The 20,565-nt window shown below is 61.6% G+C and carries 18 protein-coding genes; 5 read left to right on the top strand and 13 right to left on the bottom strand.

Annotated features, from left to right (window positions below; translation table 11 throughout):
- Positions 1-53 precede the first annotated feature (53 nt).
- The 4 genes from GNP00_RS02770 to folE all read right to left on the bottom strand — a co-directional run bounded on the left by GNP00_RS02770 (position 54) and on the right by folE (position 4,212).
- Positions 54-1,682, bottom strand: a complete 1,629-nt coding sequence (locus GNP00_RS02770; protein ID WP_011580341.1) for an ABC transporter substrate-binding protein — start codon at positions 1,680-1,682, stop codon at positions 54-56.
- Positions 1,683-2,030: 348 nt separating this feature from the next.
- The gene (locus GNP00_RS02765; protein ID WP_425482927.1) at positions 2,031-2,957 is read right to left on the bottom strand and encodes a patatin family protein; all 927 of its coding nucleotides are present in this window, start codon (positions 2,955-2,957) and stop codon (positions 2,031-2,033) included.
- Between the two features lie 163 nt (positions 2,958-3,120).
- On the bottom strand, positions 3,121-3,540 hold the full coding sequence (gene hisI / locus GNP00_RS02760) for a phosphoribosyl-AMP cyclohydrolase (RefSeq protein ID WP_011580343.1): 420 nt from the start codon (positions 3,538-3,540) through the stop codon (positions 3,121-3,123).
- Positions 3,541-3,543: 3 nt separating this feature from the next.
- The gene (gene folE / locus GNP00_RS02755; protein ID WP_011580344.1) at positions 3,544-4,212 is read right to left on the bottom strand and encodes a GTP cyclohydrolase I FolE; all 669 of its coding nucleotides are present in this window, start codon (positions 4,210-4,212) and stop codon (positions 3,544-3,546) included.
- A gap of 236 nt (positions 4,213-4,448) precedes the next feature.
- On the opposite strand from folE, the gene GNP00_RS02750 reads away from it, so the two are divergent.
- The 3 genes from GNP00_RS02750 to thrS all read left to right on the top strand — a co-directional run bounded on the left by GNP00_RS02750 (position 4,449) and on the right by thrS (position 7,302).
- Positions 4,449-4,895, top strand: a complete 447-nt coding sequence (locus tag GNP00_RS02750) for an iron-sulfur cluster assembly scaffold protein (RefSeq protein ID WP_011580345.1) — start codon at positions 4,449-4,451, stop codon at positions 4,893-4,895.
- Between the two features lie 4 nt (positions 4,896-4,899).
- The gene (gene yidD, locus GNP00_RS02745; RefSeq protein ID WP_011580346.1) at positions 4,900-5,226 is read left to right on the top strand and encodes a membrane protein insertion efficiency factor YidD; all 327 of its coding nucleotides are present in this window, start codon (positions 4,900-4,902) and stop codon (positions 5,224-5,226) included.
- 105 nt (positions 5,227-5,331) lie between these two features.
- Positions 5,332-7,302: a threonine--tRNA ligase gene (thrS, locus tag GNP00_RS02740; protein ID WP_011580347.1), complete on the top strand. Its 1,971-nt coding sequence runs from the start codon at positions 5,332-5,334 to the stop codon at positions 7,300-7,302.
- Between the two features lie 225 nt (positions 7,303-7,527).
- On the opposite strand, the gene GNP00_RS02735 is transcribed toward thrS, so the two are convergent.
- The 3 genes from GNP00_RS02735 to GNP00_RS02725 all read right to left on the bottom strand — a co-directional run bounded on the left by GNP00_RS02735 (position 7,528) and on the right by GNP00_RS02725 (position 10,500).
- On the bottom strand, positions 7,528-8,166 hold the full coding sequence (locus GNP00_RS02735; protein WP_011580348.1) for a hypothetical protein: 639 nt from the start codon (positions 8,164-8,166) through the stop codon (positions 7,528-7,530).
- 13 nt (positions 8,167-8,179) lie between these two features.
- On the bottom strand, positions 8,180-9,070 hold the full coding sequence (locus tag GNP00_RS02730; RefSeq protein ID WP_157038028.1) for an ImmA/IrrE family metallo-endopeptidase: 891 nt from the start codon (positions 9,068-9,070) through the stop codon (positions 8,180-8,182).
- 479 nt (positions 9,071-9,549) lie between these two features.
- A complete protein-coding gene (locus GNP00_RS02725; RefSeq protein ID WP_011580350.1) occupies positions 9,550-10,500 on the bottom strand; it encodes a hypothetical protein in 951 nt (316 codons plus the stop codon).
- Positions 10,501-10,536: 36 nt separating this feature from the next.
- Here GNP00_RS02725 and GNP00_RS02720 point away from each other — a divergent pair, with 36 nt between their 5' ends.
- The gene (locus GNP00_RS02720; protein WP_011580351.1) at positions 10,537-11,175 is read left to right on the top strand and encodes a nitroreductase family protein; all 639 of its coding nucleotides are present in this window, start codon (positions 10,537-10,539) and stop codon (positions 11,173-11,175) included.
- Between the two features lie 105 nt (positions 11,176-11,280).
- Here the strand turns inward: GNP00_RS02720 and GNP00_RS02715 are convergent, their stop codons facing one another.
- A complete protein-coding gene (locus GNP00_RS02715) occupies positions 11,281-12,156 on the bottom strand; it encodes an HpcH/HpaI aldolase/citrate lyase family protein (protein ID WP_011580352.1) in 876 nt (291 codons plus the stop codon).
- On the bottom strand, positions 12,156-12,608 hold the full coding sequence (locus GNP00_RS02710) for a MaoC family dehydratase (RefSeq protein WP_011580353.1): 453 nt from the start codon (positions 12,606-12,608) through the stop codon (positions 12,156-12,158). The genes GNP00_RS02715 and GNP00_RS02710 overlap by 1 nt, the downstream gene beginning before the upstream one ends.
- Before the next feature lie 145 nt (positions 12,609-12,753).
- Here GNP00_RS02710 and GNP00_RS02705 point away from each other — a divergent pair, with 145 nt between their 5' ends.
- Complete coding sequence (locus GNP00_RS02705; protein WP_011580354.1) at positions 12,754-13,896, top strand: DUF2336 domain-containing protein; 1,143 nt, start codon at positions 12,754-12,756, stop codon at positions 13,894-13,896.
- 124 nt (positions 13,897-14,020) lie between these two features.
- On the opposite strand, the gene parE is transcribed toward GNP00_RS02705, so the two are convergent.
- The 4 genes from parE to gcvT form a co-directional block, all read right to left on the bottom strand.
- Positions 14,021-16,072 (bottom strand): DNA topoisomerase IV subunit B, encoded by a 2,052-nt coding sequence (gene parE, locus GNP00_RS02700; RefSeq protein WP_011580355.1) that lies wholly within the window; start codon positions 16,070-16,072, stop codon positions 14,021-14,023.
- Positions 16,073-16,265: 193 nt separating this feature from the next.
- On the bottom strand, positions 16,266-19,061 hold the full coding sequence (gcvP, locus tag GNP00_RS02695) for an aminomethyl-transferring glycine dehydrogenase (protein ID WP_011580356.1): 2,796 nt from the start codon (positions 19,059-19,061) through the stop codon (positions 16,266-16,268).
- Between the two features lie 11 nt (positions 19,062-19,072).
- Positions 19,073-19,441 carry a glycine cleavage system protein GcvH gene (gene gcvH / locus GNP00_RS02690; RefSeq protein ID WP_011580357.1) on the bottom strand — a complete coding sequence of 123 codons (369 nt, stop codon included), beginning with the start codon at positions 19,439-19,441 and terminating at the stop codon, positions 19,073-19,075.
- Between the two features lie 5 nt (positions 19,442-19,446).
- Entirely contained in the window at positions 19,447-20,541 is a 1,095-nt protein-coding gene (gene gcvT, locus GNP00_RS02685; protein WP_011580358.1) for a glycine cleavage system aminomethyltransferase GcvT, read from the bottom strand.
- Between the last annotated feature and the right edge of the window lie 24 nt (positions 20,542-20,565).

Genomic DNA, 20,565 nt, shown 5'->3' with positions numbered 1-20,565 from the left:
TTGGAAAAGAGCTTGGCTCCGGCGGCCGAAGCGCCGGAGCCTGCCTGTGGCGTTCAGCTCGTCCAGTTGGAACTGCGGAAGTCCATTGCGAAGGCGGGAGCCGCCTTCCACTTCAGGGAAGACTTCATGCCGGTGAAAACGGCGTTCTGGTGCAGAACCGTATAGGCGGGGTCCTCGCGCTCGCAGATTTCCAGCATGCGGGCGAAAGCCTGCTTGCGCTTTGCCTTGTCGGTCGAGGTTTCCATCACGACGGAAAGCTCGTTCACCTCGGCGTTGGTCCAGTCCTGCTTCTGCTGGACCTCGCCATTGGGGCCGAACTGCACCACCATCGGGGTGATCGGGTCGTTGATGGTGTTGGACGCCGACCAGTCGCGTACACCCTTCACCCCGGCCGGCTCATGGATCTGAGCCCAGTTCTCCTTCATCTCGATCTCGACATTGAGGCCCACCTGCTTCCACATCTCGACCAGGATCTGCGCCGTGGGTGTCTGGTTCGTATAATAGTTGTTCAGCAGGCGATAAGGGATCGGGTCGCCCTTGTAGTTCGCCTGCCGCAACAGATCGCGCGCCAGTTCAGGATTGAATTCCGGAACAGTCCAGCCCTGTACAAACATGTCGCCGAATGATTCGAACTGCAGCCCGGCCGGGATGACCGTCTGGCCGCCCCAGAGCGAATCGACGATGGCCTGACGGTCGATCGAATGCGTCATGGCGCGGCGCACAAGCGGATCGGCCAGTATCGGGATCTGCGTGTTGAAGACGGAAATGCGGTGATTCCAGATCGTGGAGTTCTGGACCTCGAAACCCGGAGCGGATTGCACCGCGGCGATCTGATCCGGCGGCAGGTCGCAGGCGAAATCATATTCGCCCGACAAGAGGCCGTTCACGCGCGAGGATACTTCCGGCACCTCGACGAAGCGGATCTGCTCCAGCGGCGGCCGCCCGCCCCAGTAGTCGTCGAAGGCAACCAGCGTCAGCGAAACGTCGGGCCGGTATTCGCCGACCATATAGGGGCCAGTGGTGATGGGCTTGCGCGCCCAGTCGTTGTAGGAGGAAGCCTCATCCCAGGCACGACGGTTGGCGATCTGGCTGCCGTGGGAATAGAGGCGCCCTTCGAGCGTCACATCCGGCGTGGCATTGTGGAAACGCACCGTGTATTTGTCCACCGCCTCGACGCCGGCCAGAGCCGGCCACAGACGGCGGCCGATGCCCGGCACGCTCGCGGGCAGCTCTTTGACCGTGGTTGGTTTGTGATCGGTCTCGAAGATGGTTCTGCCGCCAGCGGGCTGCGTGTCGCCAAAGACGCGCTCTGCCGAGAAACTGAACACCACATCCTCGGCGGTCAATTCGTCCCCATTGTGGAACTTCACGCCCTGGCGCAGCGTGAGCTCGAGCGTCTTGTCGTCGATGCGCCGCCATTCTGTGGCAAGCCCGGGAACGGGGCCCTGGTTGCCCATCCAATCGCGCAGGATCAACCCTTCCCAGAGGTTGGGGAAGAATACACGCTCGCCGACATTGGACTGCTCATACCAAATGTCGAGCGTGTTGTTGTTGGTGATCTTTTGCACCGCGATGGTGACGGACGGGCGAGCCGTCTGGCCGATCGCGAAACGTGGCAGGGCGATGCTGCCCGCGGTGGCACCAAGCAAGCCGAGCGCTCGCCGTCGATTGAGCGTAAACATCCAGAACTCCTTTCAATGGCGGAGATAATTCAACTCCACATGCGCCGCACATTAGGGTTCCGAGTGTGTCACGCTCATAAAATCCATATGAAATATCTATGACATTCACAGCCCTTGCTTTTGTTCCGAGATTATGGCCGGAGGCTGGGGTTTTTACTTTCAATCAGCCGCAATGAAAGAAGGTCAATTGCCGGCGCGATCTCTCGCATCACCTGCAGTTTCGCTATACGAATGGTGGATACGCTTCGGCAAAAACCTGAAGTGGCGCGTCCGGCATTCTGCCTTGCTCACCCTGCAGGCATTTGCAGAAGAGGGCACGCGCGCAACTCCGCGCCTTTCACTCTACGGCTAGGTCAAGACGCTCAGCATGCGTTCCAGATCGGCAAGCTGGGACTTGGTCGTCTCATAGCCGACATCGATCGCTTCGCCCGCACGGTAGAACTCCGTCAGCCCGATGTGGCCAAGCTTCGGCTGGAGCGACAGGTCCGGCGGATCGCCCGCCAGACGCGCGCGGGAAATGCGGTCCTGGATGATGTTGAAGGCCTCGACCATCACTCCGGTAATGCCAAGCCGCATTTCGTGCCGCCGTGGACCTTTGTCGACAAGCAGAGGCGCCTTTTCGCCGTCCAGGGGCTTGCCTTCCTTTTCCGGCAGGTCGGCGCTGTGCCGGATGACTGCCGCCCGGCCAAAGACGTCGTAATGGAGATTGACGGCCACGACGAGCGGCTGCTCGTGCGCCCGGCAGACTGTTACGGGAACGGGATTGACAAGCGCGCCGTCGATGAGCACGCGGCCGTTGCAGACCACCGGCTCGAAAACGCCCGGCAGGGCGTAGGAGGCCCGCATGGCCGTGATAAGGGAACCACTGGAAATCCAGATTTCATGCCCGGTGCGGATTTCCGCCGCGACGCAGACGAACGGTTTCGGCAAATCCTCGAAGGTGAGCCCGTTGAGGTGCTCCTGCATTCTCTGAGTGAGCTTCATGCCGCCCAGGAGCCCGCTGCCGCCGAAATTGAGATCGAGCAGACCCAGGATGCGGCGGCGGGTCAGCGAACGCGCAAACTCTTCGAGCGCATCCAGCTTACCGGCAAGATAACAGCCGCCCACAAGCGCGCCGATGGAGGTGCCCGCGATCATGGAAATTCGAATACCGGCCTCGTCCAGTGCGCGCAGCACCCCGATATGGGCCCAGCCGCGCGCGGCGCCTCCGCCGAGCGCCAGTGCGATAGCTGGTCCTTGGTCGGCGGCGTGAAGCTGCTTAGCCGGAGGCTTCATGGCGTTGTTGTCACTGCCCTCGGATTTTCCGCGGAGCGGTCCCCAATCGAGCATCGCAATCTCCTACGCCCCAGGCAACAATGCCAAGGGACCGTAATAAATTCATGAATCCGGGACGGCAAAGATCCGAATTGGTGACTCCGCTCACCCGAAAGCGAGAATTTCACCCGTTTTCGGTCAGAATTGGGCGGCCGTCCTCAACTTTCACGTTCCTATAGAAGCAGGAACGTCGGCCGGTATGACAAGTTGCACCCTCGCCCCCGACGCGCACCTTGAGAAGAACAGCATCCTGATCGCAGTCGGTGCTGATCGACTCCACATGCTGCAGGTTGCCGGAGGTTTCCCCCTTCTTCCAGAGGCTTGAGCGGGAACGCGACCAGTAATGGGCGATGCCCGTTTCTAGTGTCTTCGCCAGCGCCTCGGCGTTCATATGCGCCACCATGAGGAGCGTGCCGTCCCCGGCGTCGGTGACAACCGCCGTGATAAGGCCGTTCGCATCGAAGCGCGGCGTAAAAAGCCTGCCTTCCTCCAGCGCGCTTTTGTCGGCTGAGGGAGGCGCGAAGCGAAGTTCCGAGGCTTGCATGGCTTAACCGCTGCGCGAATCGCGGACCATGGTGATAAAGCGCGCCTGGTCTTCAGGTCGCGTCTTGAAGGCTCCGGTAAATGTTGTCGTAAGCGTGCTGGCGCCCTGCTTGCGGACGCCGCGCATGGCCATGCACATGTGCTCCGCCTCGACCATCACGGCGACGCCGAGGGGCTGGAGCACGTTCTGGATCGCGCCGGCGATCTGGGCCGTTATCGCTTCCTGGGTTTGAAGCCGGCGGGCGAAGATGTCCACAACGCGCGCGATCTTAGACAGGCCGACGACCTTTCCGTCCGGCAAGTAGCCCACATGGGCCTTACCGACGATCGGCACCATGTGATGCTCGCAGTGGGAGTGAAAGGGGATGTCCTTCACGAGCACCATGTCCTCATAGCCGGCGACCTCCTCGAAGGTGCGCCCGAGTTCCTCGGCCGGACAGAGATCATAGCCGCCGAACAATTCCTGGTACGCTTTCACCACACGCGCTGGCGTCTCCTTGAGGCCCTCGCGGTCCGGATTGTCGCCGGCCCAGCGCAGAAGCGTTCGCACGGCGGCCTCGGCCTCCTCCCGGCTGGGCCGGTCCGTGATCGGCTTGTCGAGATAGCCGGCCTGTTCCGCCGGTACGGAGGTCTGGTCAGGACGAGGCGGGAAGCTCTTGATGATCGCGTCCATGTTAAGGCGTCTCCCGTAGCCCCTGTCGCGCAGGAGCGAGTTAAACGGTCACTGCCTTTTGCGGGTTGTTGGGAACTGCAATCAGTCCCGCCCGAAAGCGGCATAGCGGCACCGGCGGGTGGAACACACCATCTTGCCCTCCGCCGGATACCCTCACTATATAGTTTTTGGGCGGCGCAAATGAAAGCCATTTGCGCGACATCCTGTCCCGAGTTGGCGCCGACAGGCGGAATTTCATGATCGACGACGTCTATAATGCGAAAATTCTTGGCTTTGCCGGCAATATCGGCCGCATCGGCCGGCTGGCGGATCCTGACGCCACCGCCACGGCTCATTCCAAGCTCTGCGGCTCGACTGTAACGGTCGATCTGAAGATGGCGGACGGCGTGGTGACTGACTTTGCCCATGAGGTGCGCGCCTGCGCGCTTGGCCAGGCGTCGTCCTCCATTATGGCGCGAAATGTCATTGGCGCGAGTGCCGGAGAGCTTCGGGCCGTACGGGAGAAGATGCGCCTGATGCTCAAGGAGAACGGTGCTCCGCCCGACGGCCGCTTCGCGGATCTTAAATATCTGGAGCCGGTGCGCGACTATAAGGCTCGCCACGCCTCCACCTTGCTCACTTTCGACGCGGTGGTGGACTGCATAGACCAGATCGAGCGCAAGGCGGCGGAGAAGGCCGCCTGATCCAATGGCCTTGCCCGCAGGATATTCCCGCAACTGGTCCGGCCCGTGGCCGAAGACGCCGGGGAGGGTGCTGGGCACCGCTTTCGTGCGCCTCTATCAGCTCACACTCTCTGGATTTATCGGCAATTCCTGCCGGCACTTCCCGACCTGCTCGGAATATGCCTATGAGGCAATCGCGCGGCATGGGCTTTGGGCGGGCGGCTGGATGGGCCTCTTTCGCGTCATGCATTGCGGGCCTGGGGGCACCCATGGCATCGATCCGGTGCCGGAGATCTTGCAGCCGCGCCACGCCTGGTGGGCCCCTTGGCGGCTTTGGAAATTGAAGCCCTAGATTCCACTGGGGGCTTGCCGATCCCCCTCTATCCCGCTAGATGCGACAGCCTTGATTGTCTTTCACCACCCGCGCTCGTTGGCGGGACTGGATAAGGAGATTCCAATGGCTGAAGCCGCTTCCCTGACATTCCCCGATGGCTCCGTCCGCAATGTCGATGCGGCGATGACCGGAGCCGACATTGCAGAATCCATATCGAAATCGCTGGCCAAGAAGGCCGTCGCCTATGCCATGGACGGCTCCCTGCGCGATCTATCCGATCCCGTTGAGCGCAGCGGCAAGATAGAGATCATCACGCGCGAGGACCCGCGCGCGCTGGAGCTTATCAGGCACGACGCGGCGCATGTGCTGGCCGAAGCCGTGCAGGAATTGTGGCCGGGCACCCAGGTGACCATCGGCCCGGTGATCGAGAACGGCTTCTATTACGATTTCGCCCGCAATGAGCCCTTCACGCTGGATGACCTGCCGGTTATCGAGAAGAAGATGCGGGAGATCGTCGACCGCAATAAGCGGTTTTCCAAGGAAGTCTGGCCGCGCGACAAGGCGAAGAAGGTTTTTGCCGACAAGGGCGAGAGCTACAAGGTCGAGCTGATCGACGCCATCCCGGAAGACCAGGACCTGAAAATCTACTTTCAGGGCGATTGGTTCGATCTCTGCCGCGGCCCGCACATGGCCTCGACCGGCCAGATCGGCAAGGCGTTCAAGCTGATGAAGGTTGCCGGCGCCTATTGGCGCGGCGATTCCAACCGCCCGATGCTGACGCGCATCTACGGTACTGCCTGGGCGGACCAGCAGCAGCTCGACTCTTATCTGCAGATGCTGGAGGAGGCGGAAAAGCGCGATCATCGCCGCCTCGGCCGCGAGATGGACCTGTTCCATTTCCAGGAGGAGGGGCCGGGCGTCGTCTTCTGGCACGCCAAGGGCTGGCGCATGTTCCAGAACCTTGTCTCCTACATGCGCCGCCGGCTCGACGGTGTGTATCAGGAGGTGAATGCGCCGCAGGTGCTCGACCATTCCCTGTGGCAGACCTCAGGCCACTGGGGCTGGTACAAGGAGAACATGTTCAAGGTCGAGTGCGCCGACGAGGAGGCGGAGGACAAGCGCACCTTCGCGCTGAAGCCGATGAACTGCCCCGGCCATGTGCAGATCTTCAAGCATGGCCTGAAGTCCTACCGCGACCTGCCGATCCGCCTTGCCGAATTTGGCGCCGTTCACCGCTATGAGCCTTCGGGCGCCTTGCATGGGCTGATGCGCGTGCGCGGCTTCACACAGGACGATGCGCATATCTTCTGCACGGAAGATCAGCTCGCCGAGGAGTGCCTCAAGATCAACGATCTGATCCTCTCCACCTATGCCGATTTCGGCTTCGAGGAGATTCAGGTCTTCTTCTCCACGCGGCCTGAGAAGCGCGTGGGCTCCGATGCGCTCTGGGATCACGCGGAAGAGATCATGGGCGGCGTCTTGGAGCAGATTGCGGAACGTTCGGGAGGACGCATCAAGACCGCGATCAATCCGGGAGACGGTGCCTTCTACGGTCCGAAATTCGATTACGTGCTGAAAGATGCCATTGGCCGCCAGTGGCAGTGCGGCACGACACAGGTGGATTTCAACCTGCCGGAGCGCTTCGGCGCCTTCTACATCGACAAGGATTCGGAGAAGAAACAGCCGGTGATGATCCATCGCGCCATCTGCGGCTCGATGGAGCGCTTCCTCGGCATCCTGATCGAGAACTATGCGGGACACTTCCCGCTATGGTTCGCGCCGTTGCAGGTGGTGGTGGCAACGATCACGTCGGACGCCGACGACTATGCCCGGCAGGTGACCCAGCAACTGAAAGCGGCAGGCCTTACCGCCGAGGCCGACTTGCGCAACGAGAAGATCAACTACAAGGTCCGCGAGCACAGCCTCGCAAAGGTGCCGGTCATCCTCGTTTGCGGCAAGCGCGAGGCGGAGGAAGGCAGCGTGAACATCCGCCGGCTCGGCAGCCGGGATCAAGCGTCATTGCTCCTGGCGGAAGCGATTGCCCAGCTGATCGACGAGGCTACCCCGCCCGACATTCGGCGGGCCAAGGCTTAGTGAGGGCGCCGGCAAAGCCGGCGCTTTCATCACGCCGTAGAGTCATAAGCCGCAGAATGTGCCGGTCGGCGAGCGACCGCATTATCGCCGTTCGTATTGCTTACGCCCCACCCAAAACCTGCCGTTCGTTCAGTCCCGCCAGACGGCAGAGCCGGGGCCGGCCAGCTCTGTGCACCCTTGTGATGAACCTTCCATTCAGCGACCGCCTACTTAAAGTACGTAGCCCTATTCCACGACGACCACTTGTTCGACTACAGGCTCAACAATCCGGCACGGATTGAATGACGCCATCGCCTCGCGAAATGTCTCTGCGGTTGGCTCATCGCCAACGGCTAGTCTGAGGCTGCCATCGCAGTGCTTCACCGCGTGAACACGCTCGCGCAGATAGTCAAATCCATATCTTTCTTCGATGGCAAGCATGCATGCTTCGAAGGAAATGATCGAACCGCCGAGCGCATCCCAGCGCTCTGGCAGGTTTTCACGAAACGCCTGAACGAACCGCTTGTCCCCGGAGAGCAGAACCCGACCTTCTGGGGCAGCGATCAGGATCGCAGCCAGAACTTGTTCGCCGCCATCAATACCGTCGATGTCCGACAGTTCTTGGAAACTCTGAGCCGCGTAGATCTCTTCAACCCACTCATCCGGCAAGACCGGCACGGTATGTACGATCTCTTGTGTTCGCAGGAGGGCCTCCTCAGGATCCATGTCGCGGAGCATCTGAGTGATCTTCTTGCGATTGGACTTCTCGCTGCTTGTCGCGGCAAGTCGGAACGGATCAGTTATCCCGAGCGCTTCGACCGCCTCAAACCAAAGATTGCAGCAGCAGAGCTTGAGAAATACGTCACGGTCGAACAGCCCTATCACGATGAGGAAGTTCCTAGAGCAATTCGAGTTTCTCTAGGAATTCGATACTGTCGTCGCGAAGCAGGTCTATATCTATATTGTCGCGCAGAGCAATCTTGCAGAACTCGGCCGCACTCGGACCTCCATCTGGCGGCAGTAGCTTGAGCGCGGCCTGGCCGAGTGCATACGGCTTCCTTCCGTTGATGAGCGAATTGTGAACGGCGTTCAGGATGACGTAGCCAGGTGCCATCCCATTATCGTGACCATATTTCTGGGCAAGCGCGGCAAACCGCGCAGCGACAGGCAAACGGCGCCCAATGGTGACCTCTTTGCCGCCCGGAGCAAGAAGATGGGTCGCAAACCCATTAGCCTCCCGTTCCTGCTGGTCGCGGTCGTCGCCAGTCTTCACTTCTACCGTGTCGTCCACGATAGCCTGGCCTTCGTCCTCAGGCAGGTGCCCCTTGGCCAAGTGTCCGATCTCGTGCGCAAGGATGAATAAGAGCCAGTCCGGGTGAGGCACTTTTTTCGTAAGGATGATCACAGGCCGATCACTTACGTACGTGACCATGCCCTCCATCTTCCGCCCCTGAACCGGCAGAGACGGCAAGAAAAGGACAGGGACTCCGTGCGCCCAGCAAGCGGACAGCAGCATCGACAAGTCGATCCACGGTTTACTGTTCTGCCGTAGAACCTGCTCGCGGAAAGCGTCTGCAGCGTCAGGCAGTCGCGTGTATGGGATCTTTGTCGCCTTTGCGACCAAACGGGCACAAGCGGTCGCCATGCTTCGGGCGGCAGTTACCTGCTCGACTGATGTTGCAGCATTGGTCTTGAAGCAAGCAGCAGGGAGATCCTTCGGCGCGAGATGGCCGTCAGACGTTATCTGCAAACCGGTGTTGCGCGACAGAAAGGTCTTCAGCTCGACCATACCGGATTTGCTGTCAAAGGCCGTCTCGATCCAGTCCGGGAGCACAAGCTTCAACGACCGCCAAGCCACTCCGAGTTCGGCAAGCTCTGAGCGTAGTTCCCGTTCAAGTTTAGCGGCCCTATCGGCGATCGGATTCAGTGCGGCAACCTCCCACGGTCTGATCAGAGATATAAATAGTGTGCCTTACTGTGAAGGCCAAATGATGAACATGCACAACAATTGTTCTTATCTTCTCAACCTCGAATCTTGCAGCTTCATAGGATGCACTCGTGTCGCCGCCCTCGTCTATACCGTTCTCGCGCGCGGCCATTCTGGCGACGTCTAGCCCCAGATGTTACGCGCAGAGACCGGAATGGGGCGCGTTGCGGTCGAAGTGCGGCGATCACCTGAACGGCCTCTTTCTCAACTTCAGCCCCCAGAAGCTGACCGTCTGCTTCACCACCCCCAAGTCGGTCATGCTGCCTTTATGGGTTCACGGCCTAATCCGTAAATTCTTCATCGGGCGGAATGAGGTCCTCGGGCAGAAGCTCCACGTCTTGCTTCTGGCCGGGTGTCACCGTGAAATCGCGCTGATAGATGCGCTCTCGGTTCTTCGCCACAATCGTATAGTCGCCCTCGGGCAGCACGATCGAGGCATAGGCGCCGACCGTATCGAGCACGATCTCGCCCGTCTCCGTAAGGATAGACCACGCCGTGTCGGCGATCGCTTCGCCTCCGGTTTCACGCACCAGCTTCAGCGTCATCTCGGCCGCCCTATGCTCGACCGTTGCTTCCGTCAATTGGCCCGCCTCCACGCGAATGTCGGAGCGGATGACTGCGATCGGGCCATAGTTGGAGACGACGTGATATGTGCCTGCATTGAGCCGCACGATCGCGTTCGGCCGCACATCCGGTACAATCAACGGGCGCTCTCCGGTAGCGTCCGGCTCTGCCTCATAAATGGAAAAGCGCAGTTGCTTCTCGGGAATCCGGATGTCGCCGGGAAGCACAGCGTCAAGCTTGAGACCTCCAGCATCGAGCACGAGGCTCTCGTGCTTGGCTTCTCCCGCGACCGTTATTCGCTTGGTCGCGCCCGCTCGCCCGTAAGCGGCATGGACCAGATAGCTGCCGGGCGCGAGCGAAAAGGCGCTCGTTCCGCCCTTTGCTGTCGCCACGAGCGGCAATTTGCCATCGGGCCCCGGTTCCGGGCTGAAGACACGCCATGTCAGGCCGCCCGGAATTTCCGGCGCATCCTTGGTAAGCTGTGCTGCAAGCACCACCTGCGACGCTTTCGCCTGGGCAAGGGGAGACTGGGTTTGCGGCGCGGCAAATTCGGTCAGGCCGGGCAAATTCCGGCTGTCATCCTGGGCCAGGGCAGGGGCTGCTGGAACCCCCGCTGCAAGGAAGGATATCACTATGATTCGTTTGGCCACCAACCACATGCTTGCCATGAAGCCCAAGCCGGTGGCAATTTCAAGACTGCAGCCATGCGAGCTTTGCCTCGCGAAGGTTTCGGCTGCCCTTCCACCACAGGAGATGTGTTCTTGAGCAATGCAGTGATCGACCTTTTGCTTGAGCGCCGTTCGGCGCCGATCCACGAGCTTGCCGCGCCCGCCCCGTCGGATCGTGAGCTCGATATCATTTTGCGGGCCGCCACCCGTGTGCCCGATCATGGCCAGCTCACGCCATGGCGTTTCATTCTTTATCGTGGCGAGGCACGCGAGCGCGTCGGTCATTTGCTCGCAGAGCTTGCGGAAAAGCGCGAAGGACCGCTAAACGATGCGCGCCGACAGCAGGAACTGACGCGTTTTTCACGCGCGCCGCTCGTCATCGGAGTGGTCTCGAGCCCCAAGGAAAGCATCAAAATTCCGCAATGGGAGATGTTTCTTTCGGGCGGCATGGTGGCCATGAACCTCATGATCGCCGCGAGAGCAGTGGGTTATCACACCAACATGATCACCAACTGGTACTCGGATGTCGAGGAGGGCCGGCGGATTTTGGGGATCGCGCCGCACGAACGGGTGATCGGCTTCGTGCATATCGGCAAGCACCATGGAAATACGCCAGACCGACCAAGACCCGATGTGGCGAGCCTGGTCAGCGATTATCAAGGGCCGTGGGAGTAGCGGAGTAAGGTAGTAAGGGAATAGCGCAGTAAGGCAGTAGCGGAAAATTTTTCGCAGCTGCTGGCGACCGTTGTGACCCCACTTACTGCCTGCTGCCGTATTGCCCTATTCCCCCAGTCCGGCAAGGCGCGCGCGTTCCAGGATGCGCGTTGCCCGGATGAAATGGGGCCGATCGACCATTTCACCATCGAGATTCACAACGCCGGTTTCCCCGGTTTCGGCGAAGGCCGCAACAACCCGGCGCGAATGATCGATCGCCTCCTCGGAAGGGGTGAAGGCGGCATTGATGAACGGCACCTGCGAGGGATGGATGGCCATCTTTCCCGTAAAGCCGTCGCGTTCCGCCTCTCTGCAATCGCGTGCGAAGGCATCGAGATCCCGGAAGGCGGGGAAGACAGTGTCGATCGCCGGCACGCCGGCATCGGCGGCGGCAAAGAGGGTGATGGAGCGTGCAAGCGCGAAAACACTCGTATATCGGCCTGCATCATCGCGGGTAGCCCGCGCTCCGATTGCGGCGGAAAGGTCCTCCGCTCCCCAGGTGAGAGCGGAAAGCCGCTCGCTTGAGCCAGCGATCGTCTGGGCCGAAAATATGGCCTTTCCGGTTTCCGTGATAATGGGAAGGATGTGCGTTGCGCCATCCTCAATCCCGTTCTCGGCCTCACAAACGCGGAGCTTAACGGAAAGGAGGGAGATGTCCTGCCCCCCTTCGGCTTTGGGCAGCATGATCCCTGCCGGTCGGCCCGGCATGACCGCCGCCAGATCCTCATCGGTCAGTCCCGTCGAGAGCGCGTTCACGCGCACATATATTAGGGTTGGCGTCTCGTGCCGCGCGAGAAAGTCGGCCGCAAGCCGGCGCGCTTCTTCTTTTCGGGAAGGGCCAACCGAATCCTCAAGGTCCAGGATCAGCACGTCGGCCCCGGATTGAAGCGCTTTCGTCATTTTGCGCTCCGAATCAGCGGGAACGAAAAGCAGCGAGCGCATCAGGCGTTCCTTTTCACGATCATCGCTTGCCGCAGGCACCGGGCCACCAGCACATCGTGTTGATTGAAGCCGCGATGCTCGAATTCGACGATGCCGCGGTCAGGTTTGGACCGCGATGCACGCAAATTCTTCACTTCTGTTTCCACACGCAGCGTATCTCCGTGGAAAACCGGGTGGGGAAACACTGTTTCTGTCATCCCGAGATTGGCAATCGTCGTGCCAAGTGTAGTATCGTGAACTGAAATGCCGATCATGAGTCCAAGCGTGAAGAGTGAGTTCACGAGTGGCTTGCCCCATTCAGTCTTCTCGGCGAAGTCGAAGTCGATATGGAGGGGCTGCGGGTTCAGCGTCATCACCGAAAAGAGAACGTTGTCGCTCTCGGTGATTGTCTTGCGCAGAGTATGACGAAAAACCTGTCCCGGTTCAAAGTCCTCAAGGTAAAGACCCGGCATCATCACCCCCTTTTGTTGAGTGTATTTTAGCGGAGCGGGTCCCACCCGCAAGTTGCGTCGGTACACGACTTTCGAACGGCAATTATGGTCAACGAATTCTAAACGAACAGCGCCTAACCTGAGGTTTATCAGGGGGAGAAAAATTGTGGCTGTCATCCAATACTTTCTCCGTTGGGTCGCAACGGCAAAGGTGTCACAGCGCGCGCAGGCCGCCGCTGCTTTGGCGCGAGCCTATCTTCATAGAAAGTTCCCCTTTGAGGAGCGGGTGGCCGCCGAGGCCGCGATGACCCTTCTGGCGGAAGATCCTTCGCCGCAGGTTCGTCTTGCGCTTGCCGAAGTGCTTTCACTCAGCCACACGGCGCCGCCGCAGGTCGTCGCGGCGCTGGCAACCGATCAGCCGGAAGTGGCAGCACCCGTGCTCGTTCGCTCGCCTCTCCTCACAGATATAGACCTCATCGATTGGGTGGCCACGGGCGAGGTGCGGATCCAGGTTCTGATCGCCTCACGCCCCTGGGTTTCCATGGCGCTTGCGGCTGCCATCGCCGAAGTGGGGGAAGCACCGGCCTGCCTGGCGCTTCTGCGCAATGGAGGCGCACAGATCGCGGCTTTGAGTTTCCGCCGAATGATAGAGCGGCACGGCGCTCACTCCGGGGTTCGCGCCGCCCTTGCAGCTGACCGCCGCCTGCCATCCGACTGCCGTCACCTGTTGCTTGTCCATGTGGGGGAGGCGCTTTCCTCCGCCCGTTTCGTCCAGGCGCTCATGGGTTCCGAGCGCGCGGAAAAGCTGACACGGGAGGCCTGCGTGAAAGCCTCGCTCACGCTTATCGAAACGACGGAGCCTCGGGAGCACGCGGCGCTTGTGGAGCACTTGCGGCTTCGAGGGGATCTGACCTCCGCCTTCCTCGCCCGCTCCGTGGCTCACGGTAAAATCGACTTCTTCGGCGCGGTCCTCGTAGCCCTCACAGGGACAAGCGAAGCGCGTGTGCGCTCCACCCTTTCGCGCGGCAGGGATGGCGCGGTAACGGGCTTGCTCGCCAAGGCCGGCCTCAAGCAGATCACGCACGCGCCGATTCTCGCCGCGCTGAAGATTTGGCGTCAGGTCGCGAACGGAAAGCGCGCCGCGGGCCCGCAGGAGGCTTCCTGGCACATGCTGAAGGCCCTGGAGGGCAATCCGAGGGCCTTCGAAGACCCGGCAGGCACTGCGCTCGCCGGCTTGCTGCGGCGCATTCATCTTGAAGCGATGCGCCAGAACGCGCGCCAGCAGGCGCTGGCATTGGCGGCGGCGTGATGAGAGCGAATAGGGAATAGCGAGTAGCGAATAGAAGAGCAGGAGACAGGAAGTCGCCGCTGTCGCTGCCGCGACGCTATTCACTAACTCCCCTATTCGCTACTCGCTATTCCCTATTCGCTCTTCAAATATCCAGCTCTTCCACGAATTCCGCGTTTTCCTGGATGAAGCGGAAGCGGGCTTCCGGCTTGGTGCCCATCAATGCATCGACAGCGCTGCTCGTGGCTTCCGGCGTGTCCAGGACCTCAACGCGCAGAAGGGTGCGGTATTTCGGATCCATGGTCGTTTCCTTGAGCTGCGCCGGCATCATCTCGCCGAGACCCTTGAAGCGGCCGATCTCTACCTTGCCGCGGCCGGTGAACTCGGTTTTCAGCAACTCGTCCTTATGGGCGTCGTCGCGGGCATACATGGTCTTGCCGCCCTGGCTGATGCGGTAGAGCGGCGGCACGGCCAGGAACAGGTGCCCGCCGGTGATGAGCTGCGGCATCTCCTGATAGAAGAAGGTGATGAGGAGGGAGGCAATGTGCGCGCCGTCCACGTCGGCATCCGTCATGATGATCACGCGCTCGTAGCGCAGATCCTCCTCGCGGTATTTCGATCGTGTGCCGCAGCCAAGTGCCTGGATCAGGTCGGTGATCTGCTGGTTGGCGGCGAGCTTGCCAGAGCCCGCGCTGGCCACGTTGAGGATCTTGCCGCGCAAAGGCAGCACCGCCTGTGTGGCGCGGTTACGCGCCTGCTTGGCCGAGCCGCCGGCCGAATCACCTTCGACGATGAAGATCTCGGCACCCGCGGCAGCGCCCACGGTACAATCGGCGAGCTTGCCGGGCAGGCGCAGCTTGCGCACCGCCGATTTGCGGCTGACTTCCTTTTCCTGCCGGCGTTTCAGCCGTTCGTCGGCGCGGGCGATCACCCAGTCGAGCAGCTTGGAAGCCTCGGCCGGGTTGTCCGCCAGCCAATGGTCGAAGGGATCGCGCACCGCGTTTTCGACAATGCGCATGGCTGCGGCGGTGGCGAGCTTGTCCTTCGTCTGGCCGACGAATTCGGGCTCGCGCACGAAGACCGAGAGCATGCCGGCGGCCGAGATCATCACGTCCTCGGCGGTGACGATGGAGGCGCGCTTGTTGCCCGTGAGGTCGGCGTAGCCGCGCAGGCCCCTCAGGAGCGCGTTTCGGAAGCCCTGTTCATGCGTGCCGCCCTCGGGCGTCGGGATGGTGTTGCAGTAGGAATTGAGGAAAGCGTCGCCGCCATACCAGGTGACCGCCCACTCCACTGCGCCGTGGCCGCTTTGCTTCTCGGTCTTGCCGGCGAAGACTTCGCGGGTGACTTGGAATTCGCCGTCGATGGAGTTTGAAAGATAGTCCTTCAGGCCGCCGGGGAAATGGAAGACGGCCTTGTCCGGCGTTTCGTCCTTCTCCTTGAGCAGCGAAGGCGCGCAGTTCCAGCGGATCTCGACACCTCCGAAGAGGTACGCCTTTGAGCGCGTCATGCGGTAGAGCCGCGCCGGCTCGAATTTTGCCCCCGCGCCGAAGATCTCCGGGTCCGGCTTGAAGCGTGTGCGCGTGCCGCGCCGGTTATGCACCTCGCCCACGCTTTCGAGCGGGCCGAGCGGTTTGCCGCGCGAAAAGCGCTGGCGGAAGAGCTGGCGCCCGCGCGCGACCTCCACCTCCAGCAACTCGGAAAGCGCGTTGACCACAGAAACGCCCACGCCGTGAAGGCCGCCGGAGGTCTCATAGACCTTGGAATCGAATTTGCCGCCCGAATGCAGCGTCGTCATGATGACTTCCAGGGCGGACTTGTCCTTGAATTTCGGGTGCGGGTCGACCGGAATGCCGCGGCCATTGTCGGTGACGGTGAGGAATCCGTCTTCGGAGAGCTCAACGTCGATGAAGGTCGCGTGGCCGGCCACGGCCTCATCCATGGAATTGTCGATCACCTCGGCAAAGAGGTGGTGCAGCGCCTTGTCGTCCGTGCCGCCGATATACATGCCAGGCCGCCGGCGCACCGGCTCCAGGCCTTCCAGAACCTCGATGTCGGCCGCGCTGTAGCTGTCGCTTGCATCGCGCGCAGGGGATGGCGCACGCTGCGCCTTGCGCGCAGTCGCAATCGGTTCCGGCTGCTTGACGCGCTCTGCGCTGGAGGAGCCAAGCGTTGCAAAGAGGTCGTTGGTGTCGTCCATCGAAATTCTTTTCCCCTGCGCACCCCGCGAATCACATCCAGTTTGCCATGGTTTCCATGGCAAAGCGAAGGCCGTTCCGGTTCCGTTCGGTGGTTGTGGACGGCTCTTAACCGAAGAACCGCTTTTAGCCAACCGGATAATGCGGTGCACCCGTTAACGGGAGTGCACCGCATTTATTAACTATTTCCGGACGTCAGCTTGCGAGCGCCTCGATAGGCGGGCAGGCGCAGACAAGGTTGCGGTCGCCCGCCACATTGTCGACGCGGGAGACGGGCGGCCAGTATTTCGCCGCCCAATCCATGCTTCCCGACGGGAAGGCCGCTTCCGCGCGGGAATAGGGATGCGACCAGGTATCGGCCATCAGCTCCGCGGCGGTGTGGGGCGCGTTGACAAGCGGATTGTCGTCTTTCGGCCACTCGCCTTTTTCCACGCGTCCCGCTTCTCCCGCAATGGAGATCATCGCGTCGCAAAAGCGGTCGAGTTCGCTCTTGGGCTCCGACTCGGTCGGCTCGACCATGAGCGTGCCGGCCACCGGCCAGGACATGGTCGGCGCATGGAAGCCATAGTCGATGAGGCGCTTGGCGATGTCCTCGACGCCTATGCCTGCCCGTTCCTTGAAGACGCGGGTGTCGAGAATGCATTCGTGCGCGACCCGGCCGTTGCGGCCCCGGTAGAGTACCGGATAGTACGCCTCAAGCCTGCCGGCGATGTAGTTGGCGTTAAGGATCGCCATTTCCGTCGCGCGCTTCAGCCCCGCCGCGCCCATCATGCGGATATACATCCAGGTGATGGGCAGAATGGACGCACTGCCGAAGGGGGCAGCCGCCACGGCGTGGGCCGAGCCCAACTCCACGTGGCCGGGCAGGAAGGGCTGCAGGTGCGCCTTCACGCCAATCGGGCCGATGCCCGGCCCGCCGCCGCCATGCGGAATGCAGAAGGTCTTGTGCAGGTTCATGTGGCATACATCGGCGCCGAGATCGCCCGGACGCGCGAGGCCAACGAGCGCATTGAGGTTGGCGCCGTCGAGATAGACCTGTCCGCCATGCTCATGGATGAGGGCGCACATGTCGCGCACGCCTTCCTCGAACACCCCATGCGTGGAGGGATAGGTGATCATAAGGGCGGCAAGGCGGCTCGAGTGCTCCTCGGCCTTGGCCTTCAGGTCCTCAGGATCGATATCGCCTTGCTCAAGGCAGCGCACGACCACCACGCGCATGCCGGCCATCGCAGCGGACGCCGGATTGGTGCCATGGGCCGAGGAGGGGATAAGGCAGACATCGCGATGGTCCTCGCCGCGCTCGCGGAAATAGCGGCGGATAGCGAGAAGCCCGGCATATTCGCCCTGGCTGCCGGCATTGGGCTGCAGCGACACGGCATCAAAGCCGGTGATCTCGGCAAGCCAGCCTTCAAGCTCGCCGACCATGCGGCGATAGCCCACCGTATGGGCATCCGGCGCGAAGGGGTGGAGGCCGTTTACCTCCGGCCAGCTCACCGGCATCATTTCGGCCGCCGCATTGAGCTTCATGGTGCAGGAGCCGAGCGGGATCATCGCCCGGTCAAGCGCCAGATCCTTGTCGGAGAGCCGCCGCAGGAAGCGCATCATCTCCGTTTCCGAGCGGTGCTCGTGGAAGACAGGCTGCGTGAGGAAGTGCTCGCCGCGAGGCTGCGACGGCGCGATTGCCGGGGCTGCGGCGGGCACGGTGATGCCGAAGAGTTTGGCGATCGATTCCAGATCGGCCTCGGTCGATATCTCGTCGAAGGTGATCCCGACACGGTCCGCATCAATGACACGCAGCAGGCTGCCGGTTTTCTCGGCCTCAGCCGCAATCGCCGCGGCCTTGCCGGGAACGGTGACCGTCACCGTGTCGAAAATCTTCTCGCCGGCAAGCTCCAGGCCCGCCGCCTTGAGACCCGCATGGAGGCGCGCGGCAAGGCCATGCACATGCGTTGCGATGGCCTTCAGCCCCTCAGGCCCGTGCCAGATTGCATAAGCCGCCGCCATATTGGCGAGCAACGCCTGGGCGGTGCAGATATTTGAGGTGGCCTTGTCGCGGCGGATGTGCTGCTCGCGCGTCTGTAGCGCCAGGCGATAGCCCGGGCGGCCATGGGCATCGACCGACTGGCCGACGAGCCGGCCCGGCATCAGGCGGGTCAGCCGGTCGGAAACCGCGCAATAAGCCGCATGCGGGCCGCCAAAGCCCATGGGAACGCCGAAGCGCTGCATCGGGCCGACGGCAATCTCCGCGCCAAGCGCGGCCGGCGTGTCGCTGAGCAGAAGACCGAGCGGATCGGCCACGAAGATGACGATCGCGTCCTTCGCTTTTGCCTCGCCGATGAGGGCCGAGTGATCCTCGTAGGCACCGTAGGTGTCGCCCCACGGAACGATAAGGGCAAAGGTGTCGCCATCGAGCTCAATATTCGTTGCAATCTCGATACCGAGAGGCTCCGCGCGTGTTTCCACGACATCGCGCGTCTGCGGATTGAGCGCGCCGGCGATCACTATTCTGTTGCGCTTGCTCTTGTGATGCCGCCAGGCGATTCCGACAGCCTCGGCGACAGCCGACGCCTCATCCAAAAGGGAGGCGGAGGCAACGGGCAAGCCGGTAAGCTCCGTCACCAGCGTCTGGAAGTGGAAGAGCATTTCCAGGCGGCCCTGGCTTATCTCGGACTGATAAGGCGTATAGGCCGTGTACCAGGCCGGGTTCTCGAACAGGTTCCGCTGGATGACCGGCGGGACATGGCAGCCATGATATCCGGCGCCGATAAAGCTCTTCAGAACCTTATTCTCCCGCATATAAGCCTGCAGCTCTGCCAGGGCTTCGGCCTCGCTCGCCGCTTCCGGGAGGTTGAGAGGGCGGTCGAGGCGGATTGATTTCGGCACCGCCTGGCTGATCAGCGTCTCGAGCGAGGGGAGACCGAGAAAGGCGAGCATCGCCTTGGTCTCGTCGCTGCGCGGGCCGATATGGCGGGTGGAGAAAGTTGCAGTCATAAATGATTCTCCTAGGCGATCGTCGCCTTGTAGCCTGCCTCGTCCATAAGGCCTTCGAGCTGGCTTTTGTCGGAAAGCTTCATCTTCCACAGCCAGCCGCCATCCATCGGGGCGCCGTTGACGAGAGCGGGTTCGCTGGACAGCGCTTCGTTCACTTCGGTCACTTCGCCGTCCACTGGAGCATAGACATCGGAGGCGGCCTTCACGGATTCAACCACCACCGCCGCGTCTCCCTTCTTGAGCGTCTTGCCCGTTTCGGGCAGCTCGACGAAGACGAGATCGCCCAGTTGCTCCTGGGCATAATCGGTGATGCCCACGGTCGCCGTCTCTCCTTCGACGCGGATCCACTCGTGGTCTTCTGTGAAATAGGTCTTGCTCATTCTTTTTATCCTTTGCGATAGCGATGGGGCGTGAAGGGCAGGGGGTGAACGGCAATCGGCAGGCGGTTTCCGCGCACCTCCGCCACGAGCATGGTTCCCGGCTCGCGATAGCCGGGCGCGACAAAGCCCATGGCGATCGGGTGGCCGACAGAAGGACCAAAGCCGCCGGACGTGACCTTGCCAACCGTCTGGCCCTCCTCATTCAGAAGCAGGGCGCCCGTGCGGACGGGCTGGCGTCCATCGGGCTTGAGGCCGACGCGCACTCGCACGGGGCCTTCGGCGATAGTACGCCGCAAGGCTTCCGCACCGATGAAATCTCCGCTCTCGCGTATTTTTTTCGGGATCGCCCAGAGGATTGCGGCGCTCGCCGGGTCGATCGTCTCGTCAAGGTCCTGCCCGTGCAGGCAGAGCCCTGCTTCAAGCCGCAGGCTGTCGCGTGCGGCGAGCCCGATCCATATAACTCGCTCGTCGGCGAGAATTTTCTCCGCAAATCTCCGCGCTTCCTCCTCTGGAAGCGCGACTTCGAAGCCGTCTTCGCCGGTATAGCCCGAGCGCGCGGCGAACCAGTTCTCTCGCGGCTCGGCGGCGGTCATGAAGGAAAGATCGGCAAGATCGAGGCCCGCGCCCAGCAGAATGCTTTCAGCTTCCGGACCCTGCAAAGCCAGGAAAACGCGGTCTAAAGCATCGATTTTTACGTCAAAATCGCGTGCAACGAAGCGGAAATGCGCTTCATCCTTTGCAGCATTGCCGGCATTGGCGACGACCATAAAGCGGTCGCTCCCAAGGCGGGTGACGATCAGATCGTCAATGATGCCCGCCTTTTCGTTGAGCAGCACGGTGTATTTCGACTTGCCGGCCTCGAGCGCCGCCGCGTCGAGCGGGCAGGCGCGCGAAAGGAAGGCTGCGGTATTCGCGCCCTCTATGGTAAAGAGCTGCATGTGGGAAATGTCGAAAAGGCCCGCCTTCTCGCGGGTGTGAAGATGCTCCTTCATCACGCCGGCGGGATAGGTAAGCGGCATGCGCCAGCCGGCAAAGGCGCCGAAGCGCGCGCCGGCTTCCTCATGCAAGGATTCAAGGGGAAGATGTTTCAGGTCGCTCATCAAGCCTCCAAAGATGCACGCACG

It is taken from the genome of Chelativorans multitrophicus (assembly GCF_011317445.1).
In the GTDB taxonomy this organism is placed as follows: Bacteria; Pseudomonadota; Alphaproteobacteria; order Rhizobiales; family Rhizobiaceae; genus Chelativorans; species Chelativorans multitrophicus.
This window is presented reverse-complemented; position numbering and strand designations above follow the sequence as displayed.

What these genes read in the sequence shown, in the direction of transcription:
- GNP00_RS02750 (WP_011580345.1), top strand. Translation starts at nt 4,449, where the DNA reads ATGATCGACGACGTCTATAATGCGAAAATTCTTGGCTTTGCCGGCAAT.
- gcvT (WP_011580358.1), bottom strand. Translation starts at nt 20,541, where the DNA reads ATGAGCGACCTGAAACATCTTCCCCTTGAATCCTTGCATGAGGAAGCC.
- GNP00_RS02770 (WP_011580341.1), bottom strand. Translation starts at nt 1,682, where the DNA reads ATGTTTACGCTCAATCGACGGCGAGCGCTCGGCTTGCTTGGTGCCACC.
- hisI (WP_011580343.1), bottom strand. Translation starts at nt 3,540, where the DNA reads ATGCAAGCCTCGGAACTTCGCTTCGCGCCTCCCTCAGCCGACAAAAGC.
- GNP00_RS02725 (WP_011580350.1), bottom strand. Translation starts at nt 10,500, where the DNA reads ATGGCAAGCATGTGGTTGGTGGCCAAACGAATCATAGTGATATCCTTC.
- folE (WP_011580344.1), bottom strand. Translation starts at nt 4,212, where the DNA reads ATGGACGCGATCATCAAGAGCTTCCCGCCTCGTCCTGACCAGACCTCC.
- gcvH (WP_011580357.1), bottom strand. Translation starts at nt 19,441, where the DNA reads ATGAGCAAGACCTATTTCACAGAAGACCACGAGTGGATCCGCGTCGAA.
- GNP00_RS02720 (WP_011580351.1), top strand. Translation starts at nt 10,537, where the DNA reads ATGCGAGCTTTGCCTCGCGAAGGTTTCGGCTGCCCTTCCACCACAGGA.
- GNP00_RS02765 (WP_425482927.1), bottom strand. Translation starts at nt 2,957, where the DNA reads ATGAAGCCTCCGGCTAAGCAGCTTCACGCCGCCGACCAAGGACCAGCT.
- gcvP (WP_011580356.1), bottom strand. Translation starts at nt 19,061, where the DNA reads ATGACTGCAACTTTCTCCACCCGCCATATCGGCCCGCGCAGCGACGAG.
- yidD (WP_011580346.1), top strand. Translation starts at nt 4,900, where the DNA reads ATGGCCTTGCCCGCAGGATATTCCCGCAACTGGTCCGGCCCGTGGCCG.
- parE (WP_011580355.1), bottom strand. Translation starts at nt 16,072, where the DNA reads ATGGACGACACCAACGACCTCTTTGCAACGCTTGGCTCCTCCAGCGCA.
- GNP00_RS02715 (WP_011580352.1), bottom strand. Translation starts at nt 12,156, where the DNA reads ATGCGCTCGCTGCTTTTCGTTCCCGCTGATTCGGAGCGCAAAATGACG.
- thrS (WP_011580347.1), top strand. Translation starts at nt 5,332, where the DNA reads ATGGCTGAAGCCGCTTCCCTGACATTCCCCGATGGCTCCGTCCGCAAT.
- GNP00_RS02710 (WP_011580353.1), bottom strand. Translation starts at nt 12,608, where the DNA reads ATGCCGGGTCTTTACCTTGAGGACTTTGAACCGGGACAGGTTTTTCGT.
- GNP00_RS02730 (WP_157038028.1), bottom strand. Translation starts at nt 9,070, where the DNA reads ATGGTCGAGCTGAAGACCTTTCTGTCGCGCAACACCGGTTTGCAGATA.